The organism is Shinella sp. Sh6 (assembly GCF_055392685.1).
In genome coordinates this window covers 825,581-850,275 of sequence record NZ_AP044005.1, presented here as the reverse complement: position 1 = coordinate 850,275, position 24,695 = coordinate 825,581, and the positions used below count along the sequence as shown (strand labels likewise).

Sequence of the window (24,695 nt, the reverse complement as noted above, 5' to 3'; positions counted from 1 at the left end):
GAATGCCGAGCGTGCCGAGGGGTAAGTCCCTCCCCCTTGTGGGGAGGGGTTGGGGAGGGGTCTTCAGCCCATAGAGGGTCTTGGGCGCTACCGCGGATCGACCAGTTGCAGGATGAGCTGGTGGACGTTGCCGCCGTCGCTCATTTCGGCCTTGTCGAAATCGCGGCTACGGGCGCGTTCGGCTTTCGAGAGTTCGCCGAGGCGGGCCTGGAGCCGAGGGCGGATCTTCCTGCAGTCGGGATCGTCCTCGACGCGCATGCCGACGCTCATCGCCTCGATATCGCGCACGAGCTCCTTGATGAAATCGCCGTGCACCTTCTCATGCGCGGTGACGCCGGCGATGAAGGTGTCCCAGCGGTCCTTCACCGGGCCGGAGAGCTTGGTCTTCAGCTTCGGCAGCGTGTAGGTGATGACGAGCTTCGGCCTGTTGACCGTGATGACGCAGGCTCTGCCCTGCCGCTCGTACCTGCGCGTCCAGGTGAGCTTGAAGCCGGTATGGGCGATGACGCGGCCGGCGCCGAGCTTCGGGCCGTTCGCGCCGATCGACCGGTAGATTTCGAGGCCCGTCGTGCCCGTCACCGCATAGGGCACCACCTGCTCGACGGCCTGCCAGTCGGCGGCCGCGGCGCCCGTGGCGAAGAAAAGGCCGGCGGCAAGGAAAAGGCCCCTCATCGCAGGAACTTGAAGGCGAGTTTCTTGCCGGTGAGCCTGGCGAGTTGCTGGAGGCGGCCGTCGAGGCGTTCTCCGGCAAGCTCGGCATAATCCGCCGGCACGGCAAATTCGAGGTCCACGTCCGGCTGGCTCGCCTTGCGGAAGGCAAGGTGCGGCACGACGCCGGGCATGGAGGCGGAGAAGAGGTAGACGACGCGCAGGAGGCCGCCGACGAGCTTGGCGAGCTCGCGAAGGCGGGGCGTCGCGATACCGGCCAGCGAGCTGCTGACGGCGTCGTCGTTCAGACCCTCGAAGCGGTAGTAATTGGTGAGCGCGATGAAGGCACGGCCGGGATGGGTGATGCCGATGAAGGTGCCGTGGGCGATGAGGTTCAGCGCCTGGAGGCCGCGGTAGTCCGGATGGGCGCGCCAGCTTATGTCGGCCAGCAGGCAGGCGGCCTCGCGGTAGCGGCGCTCCTCCTCCGTCTCGGCGATGCCGAAGAGCGGCATCATGCGGCCGGTCCATTCGGCAAGCTCGCGGGCGTGCTCTGGCGAGCGGGCGCGCAGGATGGCAAGCTCGCTCGCCGCGGCGATGAGCGGGTCGCGCGCCTTCTCCCGGTCCGGCAGCAGCGAATAGAGATAGCCTTCGCGCACGCCCTGCGCGGAGAAGAAGACCCGCGCGGGCTTCATGATGGCGATGGTCTCCTGCAGGGCGACGGCGCCGAAGGGCAGGAGATTGCGGCGGCCCTTGGAAATCGCCGAATAGGCCGGGTCCTTCTGGTCCTTGGCCGTGACGATATCCGTCAGGAAGTCCATGGCGTCGGAAAAGCCGAGCTCGTAGCCCTGGATCATGTGCAGCGGATAGTTCTGTATCGCCATGTGCAGGGCGCCGATGGCGCGCCATGTGCCGCCGACGGCGTAGAAGGCGCGGCCGGCGCCGTGCTTGAGGAGGTTGGCGGTGCGCAGGTATTTGCGCGCGACGATGCGGGCCTGCGCGGGCGAGCCGCCGGAGGCTTCCGAAAGCCGGATGCCGCCGAGCGGCAGGGTGATGCCCTTGCCGATGGCGTTGCCGGCCACATCGATGAGTTCCAGCGAGCCGCCGCCGAGGTCGCCGACGATGCCGTCGGGATCATGGAAGCCGCTGACGACGCCGAGGGCGGAGAAATAGGCCTCCTCCTCGCCGGTCAGCACGCGCACCTTCTGGCCGAGGATCGCCTCGGCGCGGCGGATGAAATCGGGCCCGTTCTCCGCCTCGCGCGCGGCGGCGGTCGCCAGCGCGAACATGGTGGAGGTACGGGCCTGCCAGGAAAGGGCCTTGAAGCGGTGCAGGGCGGCCAGCGCCCGCTCGACGCTTGCCGGATCCATGCGGCCGGTCTTGGCAATCCCCTTGCCGAGGCCGCACATGACCTTCTCGTTGAAGAGGATCGCGGGGGCCCGGCTCATGCCCTCGTAGATGACGAGGCGAATCGAGTTGGAACCGATATCCACGACCGACACCGGGGCAATTCCAGGCAAACGCCCCTGGGCTTCAGATTCGACCATGCAGATCCGTTTATTTCTTCCGGCGGCCTTGCCAGCCCGCGATCGCCTTCGGTGCCGAGGACTTCAGGGCCTCGCCCCGGCCGGACAGGCTGGGGTTGGTCATGAAGTAGTGCTGAGCGTTGAACGGCTCGGCGCCGGGCTGCACTTCCATGCGCCGCGACGTTCCGTCCGCAAGAATCTCGTAGCTCTGCTGGTTATCGATGAGATTGCCCAGCATGATCTGCGAAAGAACCTGCTCATGCACCGTCCGGTTGATCAGAGGCACGAGTGTCTCGACCCGCCGGTCCAGATTGCGCGGCATCATGTCCGCCGAGCCTATATAGACCAGCGCCTTGTCGGAGGGAAGACCGTGGCCGTTGCCGAAGCAGAAGATGCGGGAATGCTCGAGGAACCGGCCGACGATGGACTTGACGCGGATGTTCTCCGAAAGGCCGGGAACCTGCGGGCGAAGGCAGCAGATGCCGCGCACGACGAGGTCCACTTCCACGCCCGCCTGGCTCGCGCGGTAGAGCGCATCGATGATCTCGGGATCGACCAGCGAATTCATCTTCATCCAGATCGCCGCCGGCGCGCCGTTCTTCGCATGCGCGATCTCCTCGTCGATGTGACGCAGGATGCGCGGGCGCAGCGTATAGGGCGAGAAGGCGAGCTTCATGCCGGCCTCCGGCTCGCCGTAGCCGGTGATGAAATTGAAGATGTTCGCCATGTCGTTGGCGATGGTGGGATTGCAGGTGAAGAAGGAAAGGTCGGTGTAGATCTTCGCCGTCACCGGATGGTAGTTGCCCGTGCCGAGGTGGCAATAGGTGCGCAGCCTGCCCTCCTCGCGGCGCACGATCAGCGACATCTTGGCGTGGGTCTTCAGCTCGATGAAGCCGAAGACGACCTGCACGCCGGCGCGCTCCAGGTCGCGCGCCCAGCGGATGTTGGCCTCCTCGTCGAAGCGGGCCTTCAGCTCGACCAGCGCCGTCACCGACTTGCCGGCCTCGGCGGCATCGATCAGCGCGCGCACGATGGGGCTGTCGTTGGAGGTGCGGTAGAGCGTCTGCTTTATCGCCAGCACGTCAGGATCGCGCGCAGCCTGGAGAAGGAACTGGACCACCACGTCGAAGCTCTCGTAGGGGTGGTGGACGACCATGTCCTTTTCGCGGATGGCGGCGAGGCAGTCTCCGGCGTGCTCTCGGACGCGTTCGGGAAATCGGGCATTGTAGGGCTCGAACCTCAGGTCCTCGCGCGGGGCCCTGGCGATCTCCGACAGCGTGTTGAGGGCGAGCAGGCCGGGAAGGACCGCGACGCGGTTGTCCGGCACGCCGAGCTCGCCGACCACGAAGCGGCGCAGCGATTCCGGCATCTCGGAATCGGTCTCGATGCGGATCACCGAGCCGCGGCGGCGGCGCTTCAGCGCCGTCTCGAAGAAGCGCACGAGGTCTTCGGCCTCTTCCTCCACTTCGATATCGCTGTCGCGGATGATGCGGAAGGTGCCCGAGCCGCGCACGATATAGCCGGGGAAGAGCCGGCCGATGAAGAGGCCGACGGCATCCTCCAGCGTGATGTAGCGGATCGCCCCGCCGGCATCCGGCAGGCGGATGAAGCGGTCGAGCGCGACCGGCAGGCGCAGGAGCGCCGTCATCGGCTCCTTGCCCATCGTGCTTTCGAGCTGGAGGCCGATGGAGAAGCCGAGGTTCGGGATGAACGGGAAGGGATGGGCCGGATCGATGGAGAGCGGCGTCAGCACCGGGAAGATCGACTGGTTGAACTCCTGCTGGAGCCAGACCTTGTCCTCGCTCGACAGCGCCGTCGGGCGGACGATGAGGATATCTTCCTTGGCGAGGTATTGCTGGAGCACGGCGAGCGAAGCCTGCTGCTCCATCTGGAGATTGTCGATCTCCTTGAGGATATCGTCGAGCTGCTCGGCCGCGGTCTTGCCGTCCGGGCTGCGGATGCCGACGCGCTGGCGCACCTGCCCTTCGAGGCCGGCGACGCGCACCATGAAGAACTCGTCGAGATTGGCCGCCGAGATGGAGAGGAAGCGCACGCGCTCCAGCAGCGGATGGGCGGTGTTCAGCGTCTCCTCGAGGACGCGGCGGTTGAACTGCAGCCAGGAGAATTCGCGGTTGATGAAGCGCTCGGGGCTCGCCATCAGGGCCTCGATGTCGACGCCTGCGCCCTCCGGCGCCGCACGGCCGGCGGGCTTTTCCTGAGCAAGGTCCGAAGTCGCTGTATCCATTTCCATTTCCGCCCGTTGACCGTCACCCGGCTCCTATCCCAGTTTGACGACGGAACTGTGACAGTCAATCCGGGGTGGTGGAATAAGGGGGGCGACGCCGTGAAATACCCCCCTCTGCCCTGCCGGGCATCTCCCCCACAAGGGGGGAGATTGGATGGAGCGAGGTTTCGCCCCTATCCGACGCTGCCGATTGAGTGGGGTTTTCGCCTCTTGCCGATCTCCCCCCTTGTGGGGGAGATGCCCGGCAGGGCAGAGGGGGGTACTCCGGGATACGCCCCTACTCCTCCCCGCCGACCATTTCGCCCAGCACCTCCTGCGCGAGCGCGCGGGTGATGCGGCTGCCGCGGGAAAGGGCGAGGCGGTCGAGGCGGTCCACCAGCGTCTGGGCGGCCTCCAGCGAGCGCTCCATGCGCGCGACGATATAGGCGACCAGCTTGTCGTCGACGAAGAGCTGGCGGTCGGCGAAGAGCTTGACGATGACCTGCGAGAGGAGTTCGTCGTCCGGCTCGCCGATCTCCACCACGGTCGCGGCCTTGAGGCGCGAGCGCAGGTCCGCAAGCTCGACCGGCCAGGACATCGGCCACAGCCGGCTGGTCATCAGCAGCGTGTGACCGTGCTGGCGCACGTTGTTGATGACGTGGAAGAGCGTGCGGTCGTCGAAGCCGGCGCGGTCGGCATCCTCGATGAGGACGGGGCCGCGCTCGGCGGCCGCCTCAGCGCCCTCGCCCGGCCGGACTGACACCAGCGCCGCGCCGGCCTTCTCGCGCCAGATGGCGGCAAGATGCGATTTTCCCGAGCCGACGGGGCCGGCGATGACCACGACGGGCGCCGGCCAGTGCGGCCAGGCGTCGATCATCGCCACGGCCGCGTCCACCGGCTTTGCGAGCAAAAGGTCGTCGCGCCCCGTCGCGGGGTCGTGCCCGAAGGCCAGCGGCAACTGTTCGGCGGTCTTGCGCGGGGTCATGGTCTTACTCGGATACACGTTTGCGGCCCGTTATTCTTCCGGCGTGCTCTCTTCGAGGAGAACGGGCTTGCTGGCCCCGTAATAGAGGTCGCTGTCAAGGTAGCGGCTGAGGCCGAAGCGGACAAGCACGCCCACGGCCGCGGCCGCCGGCACCGCGATCATCAGCCCGACGAAGCCGAACAGCGCGCCGAAGGCGACCAGCGCGAACATCAGCCAGACCGGATGCAGCCCGACCCGCGAGCCGACGAGCTTCGGCTGGAGGATGTTGCCCTCGATGAACTGGCCTGAGAAGAAGATGACGACGATGAGCGCGACCATCCAGTAATCCGGCCAGAACTGCACGACGGCGACGCCGATGGCCAGCACCAGACCGACCAGCGAGCCGACATAGGGGATGAAGCTGATGACGCCGGCGAAAAGGCCGATCAAAAGGCCGAAATTCAGCCCCGCGAAGGAGAGCCCGATGCCGTAGTAGAGGCCGAGGATGATGCAGATGGAGCCCTGCCCGCGCACGAAGCCGGCGATCGCCGCATCCATCTCGGAGGCGATCTGGCGGACATTGTCGACATAGTCGCGCGGCACCCAGCTGTCGACCTTGGCGATCATGTGGTCCCAGTCGAGCAGCAGATAGAAGGCGACGACGGGGGTGACGACCAGAAGCGAGACGATGTTGACCAGCGCCATGCCGGAATTCCAGAGCTGCTTCATCACCGTGCCGAGGAAGCCCGCGCCCTCTGCGAGGATGGAGGAGAAGCTCTCCTTGATCGTGCCCATCTGGCTGCCGATCCATTTCGGCAGCAGGTCCGGGTTGAAGCTCGCCACGAGCTGCTGGAGCTGGGTGACGTAGCCCGGCAGCTTTTCCAGGAAATCGGCGGCCTGGGTTGCCAATAGCGGGATGACGATCATCAGCGACAGGGCGAAGAGCACGACGAAGGTGATGAGGATCACCACCGTCGCCATCATGCGCGAAAGGCCGATGCGCTCCAGCCGGTCGGCCACCGGATCGAGGAAATAGGCGAGTGCCATGCCGGCGATGAACGGCAGCAGGATATCGGAAAAGATAAGGAGGAAGAGCACGAAGAAGGCGAGCGCGATGAGCCAGAAGATCGCCTGCCGCTTCAGTCCCGCGCCGCTGATATGGGCTGCCATCGCGCTTTTCCCGTGTTTGCCGTTTGCATGAGGAGATAGGATGCGCGCCTGAGAAAGGTCAAGGCTGGGCGGGGAAATGGTCTCGTGGGGCCATGTTTTCCTCGGTTTCCCCATTGTGCGCGGTGCCTTGCGGTTCACCCCCCTCTGCCCTGCCGGGCATCTCCCCCACAAGGAGGGAAATCGGCAAGAAGCGAGCACCCCGCTCAACTTGCGACGTGAAAGATGGGCGAAACGCCCCTCCATCCAATCTCCCCCCTTGTGGGGGAGATGCCCGGCAGGGCAGAGGGGGGTGTCGCCGCCGCGCCGCCGATCCCCGCAATCCAGTGAAAAAATCCCCGCAATACCGGCATTCTCCTTGCACTTGCCGCCCCGCCATGCCAATCGGGCGCGAGCAGCCCCCAAGCCGGAGACGAGAGCATGAGCCAGTCGGGAAAGAACGGTCTGACCTATAGCGATGCGGGCGTCGACATCGACGCGGGCAACCTGATGGTCGAGAAGATCAAGCCGGCGGTGCGCTCCACCCGCCGCCCGGGCGCCGACGGCGAGATCGGCGGCTTCGGCGGGCTCTTCGACCTCAAGGCGGCCGGCTTTTCCGATCCGGTCCTCGTTGCGGCCAACGACGGCGTCGGCACCAAGCTGAAGATCGCCATCGACGCGGACCGGCACGACACGGTCGGCATCGATCTCGTCGCCATGTGCGTCAACGACCTCGTGGTTCAGGGCGCCGAACCCCTCTTCTTCCTCGACTATTTCGCGACCGGCAAGCTCGATCCCGAGCAGGGCGCGGCCATCGTCGAGGGCATCGCGGAAGGCTGCCGGCAGGCGGGCTGCGCCCTCATCGGCGGCGAAACGGCCGAAATGCCCGGCATGTATTCGCATGGCGACTACGACCTTGCCGGCTTTGCCGTCGGCGCGGCAGAACGCGGCCAACTGCTGCCGGCGGGCGACATTTCCGAAGGCGACGTCATCCTCGGCCTTGCCTCCTCGGGCGTCCATTCCAACGGCTATTCGCTGGTGCGGAAGATCGTCACGCTCTCGGGCCTTGCCTGGGACGCGCCGGCCCCCTTCGAGGCCGGCAGGACGCTCGGCGAGGCGCTGCTGACGCCGACGAAGATCTATGTGAAGCCGCTGCTGAAAGCGATCCGCGAGACGGGCGCGATCAAGGCGCTGGCGCATATCACCGGCGGCGGCTTCCCGGAGAACATTCCGCGCGTGCTGCCAAAACACCTTGCCGCCGAGATCGACCTTGCCGCCGTCAGGGCGCCGGCCGTGTTCTCCTGGCTTGCGAAGACCGGCGGCGTGGAAGCGACGGAAATGCTGCGCACCTTCAACTGCGGCGTCGGCATGATCGCCGTGGTGCCGGAGGACAAGGCCGACGCGGTTGCCGCCGTGCTTACCCGCGAGGGCGAAAGCGTCTTCCGCCTCGGCCGCATGGTCGCCCGCGTGGAAGGCGCTGCCGGCACGATCTACAAGGGCACGCTCGCCCTATGAGCGGCGCCCGCAAGCGCGTCGTCGCCTTCATCTCCGGCGGCGGCTCCAACATGCTGGCGCTGGCCAAAGCCTGCGCGGCGGCGGATTTTCCGGCGGAGATCGTCGCGGTCTTCTCCGACAAGGCGGAGGCCGGCGGGCTTGCGAAGGCCGAGGCGCTCGGCATTGCGACCCGCACCTTCCTGCGCCGGGATTTTCCGAGCAAGGAAGCGCACGAGGCGGCGATCCTCGATGCGCTCGATACGCTTTCGCCGGATATCGTCTGCCTTGCCGGCTACATGCGCCTTCTCTCCGGCGCTTTCATCCAGCGCCACGAAGGCCGCATCCTCAACATCCACCCGTCCCTGCTGCCGCTCTTTCCCGGCCTCCACACGCATCAGCGCGCCATCGACGCGGGCATGCGGATCGCCGGCTGCACGGTGCATTTCGTGACGGAGGGCATGGACGAGGGCCCGGCGATCGTGCAGGCCGCCGTGCCGGTGCTGTCCGCCGACACCGCCGACACGCTCGCCGCGCGCGTGCTGACGGTCGAGCACCGGAGCTACCCGCTGGCGCTGCGTCTCGTCGCGGAAGGCAAGGTGCGGATGGAGGGGGGCAAGGCGGTCGCGGCGGGGGATTTGCCGGCCGTGGACGGCGCGTGCCTGATTTCGCCGGCGGCGGGTTAGGAAACAAGGCCCTCTCTGGCCTGCCGGCCATCTCCCCCACAAGGGGGGAGAAAAGCTAGCAGCTTGCTTTTCCTTGAAATTTACCGCTGAGAGTGCCGCACGTTAAGTCCCTCCCCCTTGTGGGGAGGGATTTAGGGAGGGGTCTTTCTTCCCCTCAGATCACCAGGATCGGCGCCTTGCCCTTCACGCGGTCGTAGAGATCGATGACATCCTGGTTGAGCATGCGCACGCAGCCGGAAGAGACGGCCTTGCCGATGGATTTCCACTCCGGCGAGCCGTGCAGGCGGTAGAGCGTGTCCTTGCCGTTCTGGAAGATGTAGAGCGCGCGGGCGCCGAGCGGGTTGTTGAGGCCGCCGGGCATGCCGCCGTTGGCGCTCGAATATTTGATGAGTTCCGGCTGGCGCGCGACCATCTCGTCCGGCGGCGTCCATTTCGGCCAGGTCTGCTTCCACTGGATGACGCCGCGGCCCGACCAGGCGAAGCCCTCGCGGCCGATGCCGACGCCGTAGCGCATGGCCCGGCCGTTCGGCAGGATGAGATAGAGGAAGCGGTTACCCGTATCGACGATGATCGTGCCCGGCTTTTCGGCGAAGGGGCTTTCGACCTCCTGCCGGTAGAAGCGCGGGTCGATCTGCTGGTAGGGCACGGCCGGCACCTGGAAGCCGCCGTCGCTCACCGGGCCGTAGATCGAGGCGTATTGCGAGGATTCGGGCAGAAGGCCGGAGGGCGGCGTCTGGCCGTAGAGGCCGATCGGCCCCCTGTTGTCGATATATTCCGGCCGGCCTTCCAGCGCGGAATTGCGGAAATAGGGCCGCGTCTCGTAGCGGAAGCGATCGGTGTTCATGGAGGAGGTGCAGCCGGCAAGGCCGCCTGCCATGGCAAGGCCGGTGAACTGCAGGAAGCGGCGGCGGGAGAGCGCGGTGTCGGTCATGAAGAGCGTCGATATCCGTTTTGCGGAAGGAGAAAATGAAGGCGAGAGCTGAATCACTAACTAACGAGGCGCCAATTAGGTCCACAATCCTGCCCCAAATGTGGCATTTGCGGCTGACCTGTGGCTTGCGGGCATCATTTTTCGGCGTCCCGCCGCTTTGTGAACGCTGTGTCAAACGGCGGCGCGATTGCCCTTCGCACGCGCGGGGAATACTTCAGGGGACACGACGAAAGGAAGGTGCGCGATGCTCGTCAACGGCAAGTGGACGCAAGACTGGCAGCCAGTTCAGGCGATCGACGCCAAGGGCGGCTTCGTGCGGCAGGTCTCCAGTTTCCGCAACTGGGTGACGCCGGACGGCAGCGCCGGCCCGACCGGCCAAGGCGGCTTTGCCGCCGCCAAGGGCCGCTATCACCTCTATGTCGCCTATATCTGCCCCTGGGCCTCGCGCACGCTGATCGCCCGCAAATTGAAGAAGCTGGAGGACGTCGTTTCCGTCTCGGTCGTCGAGCCGGTGCTGTCCGACGAGGGCTGGCGCTTCGGCGACTATCCGGGATCGAACCGCGACGACCTCAACGGCGCGACCTATCTCCACGAACTCTATTCCCGCGCCGAGCCCACCTTCACCGGCCGGGCCACCGTGCCCGTGCTGTGGGACAGGGAAAGGAAGACCATCGTCAACAACGAATCCGCCGATATCGTGCGCATGCTGAACAGCGGCTTCGGCGCGCTTTCGGACGAGAGCGTCGACCTCTATCCCGAGGCGCTGCGCGGCGAGATCGACGGGTTGAACGAACGCATCTATCCCGCCCTCAACAACGGCGTCTACCGCGCGGGCTTCGCCACCACGCAGGTCGCCTACGAGGAGGCCTATCAGGGCGTCTTCGCCATGCTGGACGAGCTGGAGGCCCGCCTTGGCGACGGACGGGCTTTCCTGACGGGCGAGAGCTTCACCGAGGCCGATATCCGGCTCTTCGTCACGCTCATCCGCTTCGATGCGGCCTATTACGGCCTCTTCAAGTGCAACCGCCGGCGCCTTGCCGACTATCCGGCGCTTTCGGCCTATACGCGGCGCGTACTCGATCTGCCCGGCGTGCGCGGGACGGTGAACATCGACCATATCAAGCAGGGCTATTATTCGATCAAGGCGCTCAACCCGAACCGCATCGTGCCGCTGGGGCCGGATCTTTCGGCGCTGGGGTTCTGATCGGTTCGCTGTAAACGCCCCTCATCCGGCCTGCCGGCCACCTTCTCCCCGCAAGCGGGGCGAAGGGATATGCCGCGCCGGTTTCCTCTCCCAATGTCCGCTCGTGGGGCAAGTCCCCTCGCCCCGCTTGCGGGGAGAGGGTTAGGGTGAGGGGCAATCTCCCGCGAGCCCCCTACCCCTCCTTCGCCTCCACCATCGCCATCAGCGTCTCCAGCCGGTCGGCATCGGCCGGCAGCTTGTCCTCTCTCAGCCGCGCGATGCGGGGGAAGCGCATGGCGACGCCGGATTTGTGGCGGGTGGAGCGGTTGATGCCCTCGAAGGCGACTTCCAGCACGAAGCCGAAGCCCGGCTCGGCGCGCACCGCCCGCACGGGGCCGAAGCGGTCCGTCGTGTTGTTGCGCACGAAGCGGTCGAGCACTTCCAGTTCCGCATCGGTGAAGCCGAAATAGGCCTTGCCCACCGGCACCAGCACGTCGCCGCCCTCGCCTTGCGTCCACACGCCGAAGGTGAAATCGGAATAGTAGCTGGAGCGCTTGCCGTGGCCGCGCTGGGCATACATCATCACCGCGTCGATATTGTAGGGATCGCGCTTCCACTTGAACCACGGCCCCTTGAGGCGGCCGGCCTGGTAGGGGCTGTCGAGCCGCTTGATCATCACCCCCTCGATCACCGGGTCGGGCGGCTCGCGGCGCAGCGCCTCCAGTTCTCCCCAGTTCGAGAATGGCACGAGCGGCGAGAGATCGAAACGGTCGTGCGGGGCCTTGCCGATGAGGCCGGAAAGCCGGGCGCGGCGGGCGGTGAAGGGGTTCGGCCGCACGTCCTCCTCGCCGTCGAAGAGCACGTCGTAGGCGCGCACGAAGGCGGGATAGTCCTCCAGCATCCTGCCAGTCACGGTCTTGCGGTTGAGGCGCTGCTGGAGATCGGAGAAGGTGCGCGTCGGGCTGTTGGTGCGCGCCGTGCCACCGACCAGCAGCTCGCCGTCGATGACCCCCTCGAAGCCGACGGCCTCCAGCACGTCGGGGAAGGCGGCGGAGATGTCGTCGCCCGAGCGCGAATAGAGCCGGCGCGTCGTGCCGGCGGCGGAGAGCTGCACGCGGATGCCGTCCCATTTCCATTCGGCGGCGAAATCGGCGGGGTCGAGCGCGTCGAGGTCGCCCTCGCCCACCGGGTTTGCCAGCATGACGGAATGGAAGATGGCGGGCGTCGCCAGCACCGGGCGTTCCGCGCGGCCCTCCAGCCAGGCGAAGAGCGGCTCGTAGGGCGGCGCGAGGCCGTGCCACAGCGTCTCGATCTCCGCGACGTCCTTGCCGGAGAAATCGGCAAGCGCCTGCTTGGCAAGGCGCGCCGAGACGCCGATGCGCAGCCCCCCGGTCGCGAGCTTCAGGAAGGCGAAGCGGGCGGAAGGGTCGAGCCGGTCGAGAAGATCGCGCACGGCGGCGCGCACCTCCGTGCGGCCGAGCGAATTCATGCGGGCGACGACCGCGCCGAGCCGCGGTTCGTCCGCCTCCGGCGGCAGGTCCTTCCCCTCCTCGCTCCAGACGAGCGCGATGGTCTCGGCAAGGTCGCCGACATAGTCGTAGGAATAGCGGAACAGCACCTCGTCCATGCGCTCCAGCACGAGCTCGCGCAGCAGCGCGGGCTTGACGCCCTTCAAGTCCAGCGTGCCGGCGATGGCGGCAAGGCCGTAGCCGCGGTCGGGATCGGGCGTATCGCGGAAATAATCGGCGAGCAGCTTCAGCTTGCCGTTGCGCGCGGGGGTGAGGACGAGGCGGTCGAGGAGGGTTGCGAAGGCTTTCATGGGCGGGCGCCTCCGATAGGGCACCGTGGCGGATGGGACACCCCCCTCTGCCCTGCCGGGCATCTCCCCCACAGGTGGGGAGATTGAATCGTGGCACCGCTTCGCCCCAAGCCGATCTCCCCCCTTGTGGGGGAGATGCCCGGCAGGGCAGAGGGGGGTAAGCCACGCCCGCATCGCTCAACCCGGAAAGACGAAATCATTCAATCCCCCTCATCCTCATAGCCCACCAGATGCAGCGGCCGTGCGGGCACGCCGGCAAGCTCGCACCAGCGCACCAGCGCCTCCTCGCGGCCGTGCGTTACCCAGACCTCGCTGGGCGCGAGCTCGCGGATCGTGGCGGTGAGTTCCGGCCAGTCGCAATGGTCGGAGATGACGAGCGGCAGTTCAACGCCGCCCTGTTTCGCCCGCTGGCGCACCATCATCCAGCCGGAGGCGAAGGCGACGAGCGGCTCGTTGAAGCGGCGCGCCCAGCGGTCGGCGAAGGCCGAGGGCGGGCCGACGACAACGGCGCCGCGGAAATCGGCGGGGCTGCTCTTTTCGAGCGTTGCGGGGCGAAGCTCGCCGAGGTCGATTCCGCGGCCGACATAGTAGTCGCACAGCCGCGCCAGCGAGCCGTGGATATGGATCGGCGCGTCATGGCCGCAATCGCGCAAAAGGCGGATGACGCGCTGCGCCTTGCCGAGCGAATAGGCGCCGACGAGATGGGTGCGCTCGGGAAATTGCCTCAGCGACGTGAGGAGCTTGCCGATCTCGGCCCTCGGGTCCGGGTGGTGGAAGACCGGCAGGCCGAAGGTCGCCTCGGTGATGAAGACGTCGCAGGGGACCGGCTCGTAGGGCGCGCAGGTCGGATCGGTGCCGCGCTTGTAGTCGCCCGAGGCGACGATGGTGAGGCCGCTCTTCTCCACGGCGATCTGCGCGGAGCCGAGCACATGGCCGGCCGGGTGGAAGGAGACGGCGACGCCGGAAAGGTCGATGCGCTCGCCGAGGGCGGCGGCCTGCATGGTGCCGCAAAAGTCCTCGCCGTAGCGGATCGCCATGATGTCCAGCGTCTCGCGCGTCGCCAGCACCGCGCCGTGGCCGGCCCGGGCATGGTCGGCATGGCCGTGGGTGATCAGCGCCCTTGCGACGGGGCGCACCGGGTCGACGTAGAAATCGCCGGCCGGGCAATAGAGGCCGGCGGGCGCCGGGCGGAGGAGCTGGTCTGGCTTCATGGCGGGGAAGATAGCGGCTTTCGCGCCGGCTTCCAGTGGGGGAATGGTGGATGGCGTGCCCGGCGGGTGGATCCTCGGGTCAAGCCCGAGGATGACGACAGAAGAGAGGAAGGGAACTCACGCAAGCGTTCCGGATGCCGCACCGTTCAAGGGGAGCGCAGCAATCCCCTCCCCTCCGTCATCCTTATCTGTGTATTGCGCGAGAATATTGTATGTTCGCGTTGCGGCAGCGTACCTTGTCATCCCAGGTCGCCAGAGACCGTGTCCGAGCACGGTACGCTGCCGTTTTGCATGCTTCACCCGAACAGTTGACCGGGAGGCCGTAGACGCGGCGATCCCGCAGGATAAGGCCGGGCATCATGACGATAGCATCTTGTTTCATCGGGATCGACGTTTCCAAGGGCTGGCTGGATTGCTACATCCATCCGCAGGCACGACGGTACCGCCTTGCCAATGACGCCAAGGGGCATGCGGCGCTTGTCGAGCTGCTGGAGCGGCAGGGCGGCTTGTGCGTGCTTGAGGCGACGGGCCCTTATGACCGGGCGCTGCGGCTTCACCTGCATGGTGCGGGCCAGCGGTTCCACCGTGCCAACCCGCGCAAGGCCCGCCAGTTCGCAAGGTCTGCCGGCTTCCTGGCCAAGACGGACCGGGTCGATGCGATGATGCTGGCCCGCTACGGTGCGGCGATGCCCTTGCCGGACGAGGAACCGTGCGAACCGGAACGGCAGGAACTGCGTGTGCTCATGGACCGGCGCGACCAGCTGGTGGAGATGCGCAAGAGCGAGCGCATCCGTCTGGCCGAGCCCCATGCCGATTGGATGAAGGCAAGCCTCCTGCAGGTGATCGACATGCTCGACCGCCAGATCGCTGCCCTGCAGGCGCGCATGGACGCGCTCCTGGCATCGGCGCACACCCTTTTGCAGGAGGAGGCCATCCTACGCTCGGCACCGGGCATCGGGCCTGTCACGGCAAGGGTCCTGCTTGCCCACATGCCGGAACTGGGCAAGCGGAACCGGCGGGCCATCAGCGCCCTTGCCGGGCTGGCGCCGATCGCCTGCGATTCAGGCAACCTGCGGGGCAGGCGCTGTATCTGGGGCGGGCGGAAGCGGGTTCGCGACGCTCTCTACATGGCAGCCCTGGCCGCTTGCCGCTCGGGTCCCTTCCAGGCGATCGCCAAGGCCATGCGCGAAAAGGGAAAGCCCGCCAAACTCGTCCTCATCGCAATAGCAAGGCGCCTGCTCGTCACGCTCAATGCCGCTATCAGGGACAACAAACCAGTGCGTACTTGACATCACAAACACAGTTGCTCGGGCTTGTGTGGATGAGATGTGGTTTACCTGCCTGCATCGGCCGGGATGCGCATCCCGGCCGATGCAGGCAGGTGGCCGTTCCCTCGGGTTGGCTTTGAAGGCCGCGGTCGAGCAAGGCCCTGCCTGCTCCCTTTGACCCCGAACGGTTGCTCGGGCTTTCGCCCGCACCACAAGCCTGGGAGCAAGGCCATGATACATGATCTCCCCTTCGTCGGCATCGACGTGTGCAAGACCCGCTTCGATGTCTTTGTCCATCCGGCAGGCACGCGGTTTTCCTGTCCCGCCTCGCAAGACGGCATCGGCGCCCTCGTGCAGCGCCTGGCCGGCCTCGGGCGGTGTGCCGTCGCGGTGGAAGCCTCCGGCGGCTATGAGCGCAAGCTGATCGCACCGCTCCATGCGGCCGGCATGACGGTGTACGTCGTGGCGCCGGCCCGCGTGCGCCAGCTGGCGGGTGCGCTCGGCCAGCTGGCCAAGACCGACGCCATCGACGCAGCCATGATCGCCCGCTACCTGGCCGTCGCGCAGGAGAACCTGACACCCTGGCGCCCCGATGCCGCCCGCCAGCGGCTCAGCGCCGTCCTGGCCCATCGCCGCAGGCTGGTGGCAGAAAGAAGCGGACTTGCCAGCCTGCTCGACACCGAGGACGAGCCGCTGGTGCGTTCCCTCGTCCAGGAACGGCTGGATGCCATCGCCCGGGATATCGAGCAGCTCGACAGGGCCGTGCGCGTGCTCCTCGTCGAGCACACCCATCTGCGGCAGCGCTATGACAGGCTTCGTGACGTCAAGGGCGTCGGCCCGGTTCTGGCCAGCACCCTGCTGGCAGACCTGCCCGAGCTGGGCTTCGTTTCGGCCAAGGCAATCGCCGCGCTTGTCGGCGTCGCGCCCCATGCGCGCCAATCCGGGGCCTCCAATCGGTCGGGGCGATGCTCGGGCGGCCGAAAACATCTGCGCGACATCGCCTACATGGCGGTCCTCAGTGCCATCAAGGCAAAGGACCCTGTCCTGGCAGGCTTCTATCAGCGCCTGCGCGGCAGGGGAAAACCATTCAAGCTCGCAATGGTCGCAACCATTCGAAAGCTCATGACAATCCTCAATGCAATCGCCCGATCCCAAACAGCCCTCTCTCAATGACTCCACGGTTGCTTGACCCGAGGATCCACCGAAATGGCACGCCTCAGGCAATCGCCATCATCCCCGTCCGCAGCGTGTTCATGTCGACGGCGGAGAGCTCGGCGTCGAGTTTGGCGTGGGTGTCCTGCCAGATGGGGAAGGCCTCGGTCAGCAGGCGGCGGCCTTCCCGCGTGAGGCGCAGCAGGCGGCCGCGGCGGTCGCGCGGGTCGGGCTCGACGCAGACGAGGCCGCGCCGTTCGAGGGGCTTCAGCGCCGCCGTCAGCGTCGTGCGGTCCATGGCGAGCACGGCGGCGACCGGGCCCATCGGCGGCGGCTCGGGACGGTTCAGCGCCATCAGCAGCGAGAACTGGCCGTTGGTGAGGCCGAGCGGGCGCAGCGCATCGTCGAAGCGGCGGGCGAGCGCCCGCGCCGCGCGCTGCGCATGCAGGCACAGGCAATGGTCGCGCACGAAGAGCGTGGTGTCGTAGGGAATCAGGGCCTCATCCGTCATGCCGGCAATTGTTGATATCAACATAACAATGTCAAGAGACCGCCGGGCGGCGGGCGGTCAGAGGTTGGGGATGCAGAGGATCGCCTGCAGGGCGCGCGCGTCGATGGGGCGGCTGAGATAGTAGCCCTGGATTTCGTCGCAGCCGGCCGCGCGCAGGAAATCGATCTGCTCGCGCGTCTCCACGCCCTCGGCGATGACGCGGAGCTGGAGCGAATGGGCAAGCGAGATGACGGCCCTGGCGATCGCCGCGTCGTCGGTATCGGCGGGCAGGTCCTTGACGAAGGAGCGGTCGATCTTGAGGCGGTCGACGGGAAAGCGCTTGAGGGCGCTGAGGCTGGAATAGCCGGTGCCGAAATCGTCGATGGCGAGATGCACGCCGAGCTGCTCCAGCCGGTGCATGGTCTCCACCGCCTGCTGCACGTCCTCCATGATCATGCTCTCGGTGAGCTCCAGTTCGAGATAGCGCGCCTCCAGCCCGCTTTCCTCCAGCGCCTCGGCGACGCGCTCCACCCAGTCCTTCTCCTGGAACTGGCGGGCCGAGACATTGACGCTGACGACGATGGGCGGCAGGCCGGAGACCTGCCAGGCCTTGTTCTGCCGGCAGGCCGCGCGCAGCGTCCAGTCGCCGATGGGGCCGATGAGGCCCGTTTCCTCGGCAAGCGGGATGAAATCGCCCGGCGGCACGAGGCCGCGCTCGGGATGGCGCCAGCGGATCAGCGCCTCCACGGCGAAGATGCGGCCGGTGGTGAGGTCCATCTGCGGCTGGTACTGCAGGAAGAGCTCGGAGCGGGCGAGCGCGCGACGCAGCTCCTCCTGCTTCTGCAGCTTCTCGTGGGCGCGGTTGGCGAGCTCGGCGGTGAAGACCTGCATGGCGTCGCGGCCGATCTCCTTGGCGCGGTACATGGCGGCGTCGGCGCGCGCGAGCAGTTCCGTGACGTTGCGGCCGTGCTCGGGATAGGCGGCGACGCCCATCGAGGCCGTGACCTGGAAGGAGCGGCCCTCGATCATCACCGGCTCGGCGATGGACTGGCGCACGGCGTTGAGCCTGTCCTCCACCGTCTCGCCCCGGCGCAGCGCGCCGATGATGAGCACGACGAACTCGTCACCGCCGAGGCGCACGATGCTGTCGGAGGGACGCACGCATTTGAGCATGCGCGCGGCGACGATCTTCAGGAGCTCGTCGCCGGCATGGTGGCCGAGGCTGTCGTTGACCAGCTTGAAATTGTCGAGGTCGATGAAGGCGAGCGTCATCGCCCCGCCGCCGTCGTCCGCCGCCTCGATGGCCGAGGCGACGCGCTCGTCGAGCATGGAGCGGTTCGGCAAGCCCGTCAGCGTATCGTGATGGGCCATGAACTGGATGCTGTCCTCGGCCTCCTTGCGCTCGATGGCGATGCCGGCGATGTGGGTCGCCATGCCGACGAGCTTGAGGCATTCGGCCGTGGGCTCGCCCGGCTTTTGCGAATAGAGCGCGAAGGTGCCGAGCGCCTTGCCCTGGTAGGAAAGGATCGGCGAGGACCAGCAGGCGCGAAAACCGAAGGGCGCGGCGAGCGCCCTGTAGGCCGCCCAGAGCGGATCGGTCTCGATATCCGCGACGATGACGGGCTCGCTGCGCCAGATCGCCGTTCCGCAGGAGCCGGCCGCCGGGCCGATCTCGATGCCGTCGACCAGCGCGCAATAGGCCGGATCGAGGTTGGGCGCCGCACCGTTGACGAGGTGCCGCCCGTCCGGGGTGAGCAGCAGGATCGAGCCCGTGACATCCGGCACATGCGCCTCGATGAGCAGGATCAGCGAGGAGAAGACCTCGACCAGCGGCGCGCCGAGCGCGATCATCTTGAGAAGGTGCGCCTGGCCGACATGCAGGCTTTCCGAACGCTTGCGCTCGGTGATGTCGCGCGCGGTGCCGACCATGCCGATCACCGTGCCGTTCGCGTCGCGCACCGGCAGCTTGGAGGAGAGCATCCATTTCAGGTTGCCCCGGGCATCGTGGATCAGCTCTTCCATGTCGAGCATGGGCACGCCCGTGCGCATGATCTCCTGCTCGGTCTTGAAGAAGCCGCGGGCGACATGCTCGGGGTGGATATCGAAATCGGACAGGCCCTCCAGGCTCTCCAGTCCCTCGCGCCGGTTGTCGTTGAGGATGGCGCGATTGGTGACGACGAAGCGGCTGTTGCGGTCCTTGAAGTAGAGATAGTCCGGCACCTCGTCGATCATGGCCTCGAGCCAGAGGGTGCGCTCGTTCTGCGCGGTGGCAAGCGGGAAGAGCCGCTCCGCCTCGCTCATGAGGCGCCGGCTGGCCGAGATCAGGCGCGCCGTCGGGTCGGCCTCGTCATTGCCAAGCTGAGACAGATTCGTCGACATGAGCCCCTGCAATTTCCAAACGCAGGCCGGAAGGCGCCGGCCGCTCCTCCCTGCCCGGACAGCGAAAACTACACCGCAAGTCGTTATCCAACCCTAAAGGAAACCGGAGAAATGCCGCGGAACCGGGCCTTGCACCCACAAAAAACAACCCTTGCGGGCAGCAGCCGGACTGTCCCGTTCCGGCACAGATCCGTTTGGCACGCTTCCTGCTCTGCGGGGAGGCAAGGAGTTTTCATGGTTACCAGACGGTTGTTTCTCTCAGGCCTCGGTCTTGGCGCCGCCGGCGCGGCTGCAACCGCCCCGGCCGCCCTTGCGCAGACGGGCCGCCTGCCGGTCGTCGACGTCGATCTTCGCGGCAGCATCGATGCCTCGGCGCACGGCGTGCGCCCGGGAGCGGACGACCGCAAGAGCAAGGCCTTCTCCCGCCTGCTGAGGGAGGCTGCGGGAAAGAACATGCCCGTCTTCCTGCCGCCCGGCGACTATACCGTTTCCAACGTCACCCTGCCCGACAACACGCGGCTCACCGGCGTTGCCGGCGCCACGCGCATCCTCTACGGCGGCGACGGCCATCTCTTCGCCGCCGACGGGGCAAAACGCATCGAGCTTTCCAATCTCGTCATCGACGGGGCGAACCGCTGGCTGGACGACACCGTGCAGGGCCTCGTCGCGATGAGCGGCATCGCCGAGGTCGTCATCGAGAACTGCGAGATCAAGGGCGCGGGAAAGACCGCGCTCTTCCTGGAGCGCTGCGGCGGGCTCATTACGCGCAACCGGATTTCCGGCGCGGCGGAACATGCGCTCTATGCCGTCGAAAGCCGCGACCTCTCCGTCTGCGCGAACCACGTCTTCGACTGCGGCGACGGCGGCATCCTCGTCCACCGCTGGCAGAAGGGCCGCGACGGCACGATCGTTACCGGCAACCGCATCGCCCGGATAGGCGCGCGCAGCGGCGGCACCGGGCAATACGGCAACGGCATCAACATCTTCCGCGCAGACGACGTGATGATCTCGGGCAACCATATCTCGGACTGCGCCTTCTCCGCCATCCGTTCCAATGCCGGTTCGAACGTGCAGATCTCCGGCAATACGTGCCTTGGCAGCGGCGAGACGGCGATCTACTCCGAATTCGGCTTCGAGGGCGCCGTCGTCAACGGCAACCTGATCGACGGGGCGGCCAACGGCATCCTCATCGTCAACTTCAACGAGGGCGGGCGGCTTGCCAGCGTCACCGGCAATGTGGTGCGCAACCTGCGCCTCGAAGGCCCCTATGTGCACGACGGCGCCGGCTTCGGCTTCGGCATCGCGGTGGAGGCCGACACGGTCGTCTCCGGCAACACGGTGGAGAACGCGCCGAAATGGGGCCTCGTGCTCGGCTGGGGTCCTTACATGCGCGGCCTCGTCGCCACCGGCAACCTCGTGCGCCGGAGCCCCGTCGGCTGCGCCGTCAGCGTGGTGGAGGACGCGGGCTCGGCCCTCGTCTCCGGCAACATCTTCGAGGAGACCCCCGAGGCCGCCATCGCCGGCTACCGCTGGAACGAGCGCGCGACGGGCGATCTCGCACAGGAGGGCTCGACCTACGCGCACCTGACGATCGAACGGAACCGGACGGGCTGAACCCGTTCCCCGCATGCGCCTTTCCCTTTTGCCCGAATGGAAAGGCGGCATGGCGGATGAGGGGGCAGCCTTCCGCACCGCCCCCTCATCCGCTTTTTCATCGGTTCTTGCGGATTCGCGCAGCCGGACTTATCTTGGCTAGACAGTCTAGCCAGGAGGCAGCCACATGGAATGGCAGCTACAGGACGCGAAGAACCAGTTCTCCAAGGTCGTGCAGAAGGCGCGGACCGAAGGGCCGCAGATGGTGACGCTGCGCGGCGAGCAGGCCGCCGTCGTCCTGTCGATCGAGGACTACAGAGCGCTCAGGGCGGAAGGACCGAATTTCGTCGACGACCTGCTCGCCGGCCCCGTCTGGGACGAGGCGATGATCGAGGCGGTGGAAAGCCGTCCCGACTGGCCGAGATGCGACGTGGAACTCTGATGTACCTGCTCGACACGAACGTGCTTTCGGAGGCGCGGCGCGGCTCGCCGCAGGCGCTCGGCTGGATGCGCTCCGTCGATCCGGACCGGCTCCATCTCAGCGTCATCACGCTCGGCGAGATCATGCGCGGCATCGCCCTCAAGGAGCGTTCCGATCCGCAGGCTGCCGCGCATCTTTCCGCCTGGCTCACACGCCTCCGGCACGACCACGCCGCCCGCATCCTGCCGGTCACCGACCGGGTCGCCGTGGAATGGGGGCGGCTTTCCGCCCTGCGTCCCCGCGGCGGGGCGGACGGGCTGATCGCCGCCACCGCCATCGTGCACGACCTCGTCGTCGTCACGCGCAATGTCGCCGACTTCGCCGACAGCGGTGCGGCCTGCCTCAATCCGTGGGATGCCTAGCAGGCCGCGCGACTGAGGACGTCAGCCGCCGTGAGCCTCGTGGCTGGCACCGGGTTTGGCGGCTTCGATCTTGAAGTCGACGTCGAGCTTGCCGGCCTTCTCGAAATTCAGCGTCGCCTTGAAGCTCTCGCCTTCCTTGAAGGGATGCTTGATCTTCATGAACATGACGTGGAGGCCGCCGGGCTTCAGCTCCACGGTGGCGCCGGCGGGGATTTCGATGCCGTCCGGCAGGTGACGCATCTTCATCACGTCGTTTTCCATCGCCATTTCGTGCAGCTGCACGTCGTCGGAGACATCCGGCGCGGTGATGGAGACGAGGCGGTCGGCCTCCGCGCCCTTGTTGGTGACGGTGAGGAACCCGCCGCCGACGGGCTGGCCGGGCAGCGTCGCCCTGGAGGCGGGGTGATGGATCTCGAGATTGCCGAGCGTGAAATCGTGGGCGAAGGCGATCCCGGCGGAAAAGGCCAGCGCGAGAGCGGTTGCGAGAATGCGTTTCATGGAAAAACCCTTTCGGTTTCCTCTATCGAAGAAAAGGCGATGCAGGCTGCATCGGCCGCGTATCGGGAAAGATCAGGCGGCGAGGAAAGGCGGTGCGCGCGGCGGGGCGCCGGGGCGTTCGCGCCGCGAGGGCAGCGCCTCTTCCATGGGCGGAAGAAGCGCGATGCGGCGGACGGTCAGGACCGTGCCGGCACGATCGGCGGGCGCGGGCAGCAGCGTGGCGCCGGCGATGCGGCAGGCCTCGCACTTCGCCCCCGGCGCGGGCTTTATCTTGTTGTCGACCGTGTCGTTGATGCAGAGGTCGGCCATCGAGCCGTCCGGCAGGACGTAGGCGGCAAGCTCGGCGGGGCCGGGCCCTGCGGCGACGGCCGGCCTATGGGCGAAAGCGACGAACAGCAGGCCGACCGCGCAAAGGATGCGCAGGCAAAGGGCCCAGCCTGTCGTGCGTTTCGTCATCATCGGTGTCGTCCGGTTGCCCCGTCCTTATTCCGCTCCCCGCGCGGCAGGTCAATGCGATAAAGCAAACTGCGGTGCGATCACGAGAATTCATCGACGGATCACGCGATCGCTCTACCTCCGCCGCCCTCGCCCGCCTAATGTGCCGGCGAACCAGGAGGACCCCATGCTCACCATCTACGGCGTCTATCGCTCGCGCGCCTCGCGCAACTACTGGCTTGCCGGCGAACTCGGCCTGCCCTTCGTCTCGGTGCCCGTCGTCCAGGCGCGCCGGCTCGACGATCCGCTGGCGGTGGACGCGCCGCTCAACACGCGCTCGCCCGATTTCCTCTCCGTCAATCCGACCGGCCTCATTCCCTGCATCGACGACGGCGGCTTCGTGATGACGGAATCGCTCGCCATCAACCTCTATCTCGCGCGCAAGCACGGCGGGCCGCTTGCCGGCCGCACGCTGACGGAAGAGGCCGAGATGCTGCAATGGACGATGTGGGCGGCGACCGAGGTGGAGCCGCATGCCGTGAAGATCGTCCTGACATTCGACGCCAACGCCGCCGGGAGCGAACAGGGCCGCCTCACCATCCGCGCCGCCGCCAAGGCGTTGAAGACCTCCTTCAGGCGGCTCGACCAGCACCTTGCCGCGACCGGCCATGTCGTCGGCGACCGCTTCACCGTCGCCGACCTCAACCTTGCGGAGGTCTTCCGCTATGCGATGGGCCAGCCGGCGCTGTTCGAGGACGCGCCGCACGTCAAGGCCTGGCTGGAGCGCTGCCAGGCGCGACCGGCCTTCAGGGCGATGATGGAGACGCGGCAGCTGGAGCTGGAATGACGGCGCCGGCAAAGCCGTCCTCGTCCTCGGCCAGCGCCTCGCGCAGCCAGCGCTTGAACAGCGTGACCTTGCGCGGCTCCGGCACGCCGGGGGCCGTCACGAAATAATAGCGCATGCCGGTCTCAACCCGGATGGGGAACGGGGCGACGAGCCGCCCCTCCTTCAGCGCCCAGGAGGCGAGCACCGGATAGGCGAGCAGCACCCCCTGCCCGGCCAGCGCCGCATCGAGGCAGAGCGAGGCATCGGAAAAGACGTGGCGGGCCTTCGGCGCCGGCACGTCGAAACCGGCCGCGTCAAGCCAGCGCTCCCAGGTGAAGGCGTCGTTGCCGTCGACCACCGCCGGCTGGGCGGAAAGATCCTGCGGTGTCGCGATCCTCTCCGCCAGCGCCGGCGCGCAGACCGGGAAGACCACCTGCGGCAGCAGGAATTCCGCCGAAACGCCCGGCCAGCCGCCCGGGCCGACGCGGATGGCGAGATCCACGTCGGAGCGCGCGAGATCGACCAGCGCCATCGTCGCCTCGATGCGCAGTCCGATATCGGGATGGGCGGCCGTGAAGCGGTCGATGCGGTGGATGAGCCAGCGCGAGGCGAAGATCGGCGCGACCGAAATGGTGAGGATGGCGTCGTCCCGCCGCCGCGTCGTGGCGACCGCCTCGGAAAGCTGGCGGAAACCGTCCGAAAGGCGCGCGAGGAAGGGGGCGCCGAAGGCCGTGGGACGCAGGCCCCGCGCCGTGCGCTCGAAGATCGCCCGGCCGAGCTGCTCTTCCGCCTTGATGACCTGCTGGCTGACCGCCCCGACCGTCACGCCGAGTTCCTCCGCCGCCGCCTGCAAGGCGCCGAGCCGGCCCACCGCTTCCAGCGCGCGCAGGCCGTTGAGATGGACGAGGTTGAGGTTGCGCATATAGTTTTTCTAAAATCCTGTCGCGAACTACTCGATTGCCGCCGCCCCTTGTCCGCGCGATTATCAGCCGTCTTCGATGATAATCAACAGCAAGGAGAAGGCAATGTTCAAGATTTTCTCAAGAGTAGCCGAGGTGCTCGCCGACAGGGCGGAGACGCCGGTCTGGGTGCGCGACCCGCTGTCCCATCCGGATATCGCGGCAATGGACGCCCGCAGCCTCGGCGACCTGCCCTTCGGCCTCTTCCGCCCGCAGGCCGACGCGGAACCGGCCGCGCCGCGCCGTCAACGGGAATTCGCAGGCTGCTACCGCGCCCTCGTTCCCGCGACCGTGAAGGTGGCGGCAAGGTGAATATGAAGACCCTCTCTGCCTGCCGGCATCTCCCCCACAAGGGGGGGAGAAAGGCTGGCAGCACCCTTTTCCCTCGATTTTTGAATGCCGAGTGTGCCGAGGGTTAAGTCCCTC

23 protein-coding genes and 1 pseudogene are annotated in these 24,695 nt (G+C 67.0%); 11 read left to right on the top strand and 13 right to left on the bottom strand.

Annotated features, from left to right (window positions below; genetic code table 11):
- Nucleotides 1-87: 87 nt before the first annotated feature.
- The 5 genes from ACZ5TO_RS04050 to ACZ5TO_RS04030 form a co-directional block, all read right to left on the bottom strand.
- Nucleotides 88-672: a DUF922 domain-containing Zn-dependent protease gene (locus ACZ5TO_RS04050; RefSeq protein ID WP_464799638.1), complete on the bottom strand. Its 585-nt coding sequence runs from the start codon at nucleotides 670-672 to the stop codon at nucleotides 88-90.
- On the bottom strand, nucleotides 669-2,192 hold the full coding sequence (locus ACZ5TO_RS04045; RefSeq protein WP_184145949.1) for a Ppx/GppA family phosphatase: 1,524 nt from the start codon (nucleotides 2,190-2,192) through the stop codon (nucleotides 669-671). Before ACZ5TO_RS04045 ends, ACZ5TO_RS04050 begins: the two co-directional genes overlap by 4 nt.
- 10 nt (nucleotides 2,193-2,202) lie before the next feature.
- Complete coding sequence (locus tag ACZ5TO_RS04040) at nucleotides 2,203-4,422, bottom strand: RNA degradosome polyphosphate kinase (protein ID WP_343059575.1); 2,220 nt, start codon at nucleotides 4,420-4,422, stop codon at nucleotides 2,203-2,205.
- Between the two features lie 271 nt (nucleotides 4,423-4,693).
- Entirely contained in the window at nucleotides 4,694-5,380 is a 687-nt protein-coding gene (gene hdaA / locus ACZ5TO_RS04035) for a DnaA regulatory inactivator HdaA (RefSeq protein ID WP_464799637.1), read from the bottom strand.
- A gap of 30 nt (nucleotides 5,381-5,410) precedes the next feature.
- Nucleotides 5,411-6,529 carry an AI-2E family transporter gene (locus ACZ5TO_RS04030; RefSeq protein ID WP_464799636.1) on the bottom strand — a complete coding sequence of 373 codons (1,119 nt, stop codon included), beginning with the start codon at nucleotides 6,527-6,529 and terminating at the stop codon, nucleotides 5,411-5,413.
- Nucleotides 6,530-6,633: 104 nt separating this feature from the next.
- On the opposite strand from ACZ5TO_RS04030, the pseudogene ACZ5TO_RS04025 reads away from it, so the two are divergent.
- From ACZ5TO_RS04025 to purN, 3 genes and pseudogenes are all read left to right on the top strand, one after another.
- Nucleotides 6,634-6,826 (top strand): annotated as a pseudogene (locus ACZ5TO_RS04025) (bifunctional diaminohydroxyphosphoribosylaminopyrimidine deaminase/5-amino-6-(5-phosphoribosylamino)uracil reductase RibD); the annotation flags it as partial.
- Between the two features lie 120 nt (nucleotides 6,827-6,946).
- Entirely contained in the window at nucleotides 6,947-8,020 is a 1,074-nt protein-coding gene (purM, locus tag ACZ5TO_RS04020) for a phosphoribosylformylglycinamidine cyclo-ligase (RefSeq protein ID WP_464799635.1), read from the top strand.
- Nucleotides 8,017-8,682 carry a phosphoribosylglycinamide formyltransferase gene (purN, locus tag ACZ5TO_RS04015; protein WP_464799634.1) on the top strand — a complete coding sequence of 222 codons (666 nt, stop codon included), beginning with the start codon at nucleotides 8,017-8,019 and terminating at the stop codon, nucleotides 8,680-8,682. Before purM ends, purN begins: the two co-directional genes overlap by 4 nt.
- Before the next feature lie 154 nt (nucleotides 8,683-8,836).
- Here the strand turns inward: purN and ACZ5TO_RS04010 are convergent, their stop codons facing one another.
- On the bottom strand, nucleotides 8,837-9,613 hold the full coding sequence (locus ACZ5TO_RS04010) for a L,D-transpeptidase (RefSeq protein ID WP_184145960.1): 777 nt from the start codon (nucleotides 9,611-9,613) through the stop codon (nucleotides 8,837-8,839).
- A 244-nt stretch (nucleotides 9,614-9,857) separates the two neighbouring features.
- Here ACZ5TO_RS04010 and ACZ5TO_RS04005 point away from each other — a divergent pair, with 244 nt between their 5' ends.
- A complete protein-coding gene (locus ACZ5TO_RS04005; protein WP_464799633.1) occupies nucleotides 9,858-10,817 on the top strand; it encodes a glutathione S-transferase family protein in 960 nt (319 codons plus the stop codon).
- A 172-nt stretch (nucleotides 10,818-10,989) separates the two neighbouring features.
- Here ACZ5TO_RS04005 and ACZ5TO_RS04000 read toward each other — a convergent pair whose 3' ends face one another.
- Nucleotides 10,990-12,615: a cisplatin damage response ATP-dependent DNA ligase gene (locus tag ACZ5TO_RS04000; RefSeq protein WP_464799632.1), complete on the bottom strand. Its 1,626-nt coding sequence runs from the start codon at nucleotides 12,613-12,615 to the stop codon at nucleotides 10,990-10,992.
- A gap of 200 nt (nucleotides 12,616-12,815) precedes the next feature.
- Nucleotides 12,816-13,826, bottom strand: coding sequence for a ligase-associated DNA damage response exonuclease (locus ACZ5TO_RS03995; protein WP_464799631.1), 1,011 nt, complete (start codon nucleotides 13,824-13,826; stop codon nucleotides 12,816-12,818).
- A gap of 359 nt (nucleotides 13,827-14,185) precedes the next feature.
- Here ACZ5TO_RS03995 and ACZ5TO_RS03990 point away from each other — a divergent pair, with 359 nt between their 5' ends.
- Entirely contained in the window at nucleotides 14,186-15,115 is a 930-nt protein-coding gene (locus ACZ5TO_RS03990) for an IS110 family RNA-guided transposase (RefSeq protein WP_464798847.1), read from the top strand.
- Nucleotides 15,116-15,325: 210 nt separating this feature from the next.
- The gene (locus ACZ5TO_RS03985) at nucleotides 15,326-16,267 is read left to right on the top strand and encodes an IS110 family RNA-guided transposase (protein ID WP_464799630.1); all 942 of its coding nucleotides are present in this window, start codon (nucleotides 15,326-15,328) and stop codon (nucleotides 16,265-16,267) included.
- Nucleotides 16,268-16,310: 43 nt separating this feature from the next.
- On the opposite strand, the gene ACZ5TO_RS03980 is transcribed toward ACZ5TO_RS03985, so the two are convergent.
- On the bottom strand, nucleotides 16,311-16,757 hold the full coding sequence (locus tag ACZ5TO_RS03980; protein WP_464799629.1) for a MarR family winged helix-turn-helix transcriptional regulator: 447 nt from the start codon (nucleotides 16,755-16,757) through the stop codon (nucleotides 16,311-16,313).
- A gap of 57 nt (nucleotides 16,758-16,814) precedes the next feature.
- A complete protein-coding gene (locus ACZ5TO_RS03975) occupies nucleotides 16,815-19,115 on the bottom strand; it encodes a putative bifunctional diguanylate cyclase/phosphodiesterase (protein ID WP_464799628.1) in 2,301 nt (766 codons plus the stop codon).
- A gap of 234 nt (nucleotides 19,116-19,349) precedes the next feature.
- Between ACZ5TO_RS03975 and ACZ5TO_RS03970 the strand changes: the two genes are divergently transcribed.
- The 3 genes from ACZ5TO_RS03970 to ACZ5TO_RS03960 all read left to right on the top strand — a co-directional run bounded on the left by ACZ5TO_RS03970 (nucleotide 19,350) and on the right by ACZ5TO_RS03960 (nucleotide 21,551).
- Nucleotides 19,350-20,729 (top strand): TIGR03808 family TAT-translocated repetitive protein, encoded by a 1,380-nt coding sequence (locus ACZ5TO_RS03970; RefSeq protein ID WP_464799627.1) that lies wholly within the window; start codon nucleotides 19,350-19,352, stop codon nucleotides 20,727-20,729.
- A gap of 166 nt (nucleotides 20,730-20,895) precedes the next feature.
- Nucleotides 20,896-21,150 (top strand): type II toxin-antitoxin system Phd/YefM family antitoxin, encoded by a 255-nt coding sequence (locus tag ACZ5TO_RS03965; protein ID WP_464799626.1) that lies wholly within the window; start codon nucleotides 20,896-20,898, stop codon nucleotides 21,148-21,150.
- Nucleotides 21,150-21,551 carry a PIN domain-containing protein gene (locus ACZ5TO_RS03960; protein WP_464799625.1) on the top strand — a complete coding sequence of 134 codons (402 nt, stop codon included), beginning with the start codon at nucleotides 21,150-21,152 and terminating at the stop codon, nucleotides 21,549-21,551. Before ACZ5TO_RS03965 ends, ACZ5TO_RS03960 begins: the two co-directional genes overlap by 1 nt.
- A gap of 21 nt (nucleotides 21,552-21,572) precedes the next feature.
- On the opposite strand, the gene ACZ5TO_RS03955 is transcribed toward ACZ5TO_RS03960, so the two are convergent.
- Both ACZ5TO_RS03955 and ACZ5TO_RS03950 read right to left on the bottom strand, forming a co-directional pair.
- On the bottom strand, nucleotides 21,573-22,049 hold the full coding sequence (locus ACZ5TO_RS03955; RefSeq protein ID WP_464799624.1) for a copper chaperone PCu(A)C: 477 nt from the start codon (nucleotides 22,047-22,049) through the stop codon (nucleotides 21,573-21,575).
- A 72-nt stretch (nucleotides 22,050-22,121) separates the two neighbouring features.
- On the bottom strand, nucleotides 22,122-22,508 hold the full coding sequence (locus ACZ5TO_RS03950; protein WP_464799623.1) for a hypothetical protein: 387 nt from the start codon (nucleotides 22,506-22,508) through the stop codon (nucleotides 22,122-22,124).
- 163 nt (nucleotides 22,509-22,671) lie between these two features.
- Between ACZ5TO_RS03950 and ACZ5TO_RS03945 the strand changes: the two genes are divergently transcribed.
- Nucleotides 22,672-23,331, top strand: coding sequence for a glutathione S-transferase family protein (locus ACZ5TO_RS03945; protein ID WP_464799622.1), 660 nt, complete (start codon nucleotides 22,672-22,674; stop codon nucleotides 23,329-23,331).
- Here ACZ5TO_RS03945 and ACZ5TO_RS03940 read toward each other — a convergent pair.
- Nucleotides 23,291-24,232: a LysR substrate-binding domain-containing protein gene (locus ACZ5TO_RS03940; protein ID WP_464799621.1), complete on the bottom strand. Its 942-nt coding sequence runs from the start codon at nucleotides 24,230-24,232 to the stop codon at nucleotides 23,291-23,293. The two genes, ACZ5TO_RS03945 and ACZ5TO_RS03940, sit on opposite strands and share 41 nt — an antisense overlap.
- 103 nt (nucleotides 24,233-24,335) lie before the next feature.
- Between ACZ5TO_RS03940 and ACZ5TO_RS03935 the strand changes: the two genes are divergently transcribed.
- Nucleotides 24,336-24,581 carry a hypothetical protein gene (locus ACZ5TO_RS03935; RefSeq protein ID WP_464799620.1) on the top strand — a complete coding sequence of 82 codons (246 nt, stop codon included), beginning with the start codon at nucleotides 24,336-24,338 and terminating at the stop codon, nucleotides 24,579-24,581.
- Nucleotides 24,582-24,695 lie beyond the last annotated feature (114 nt).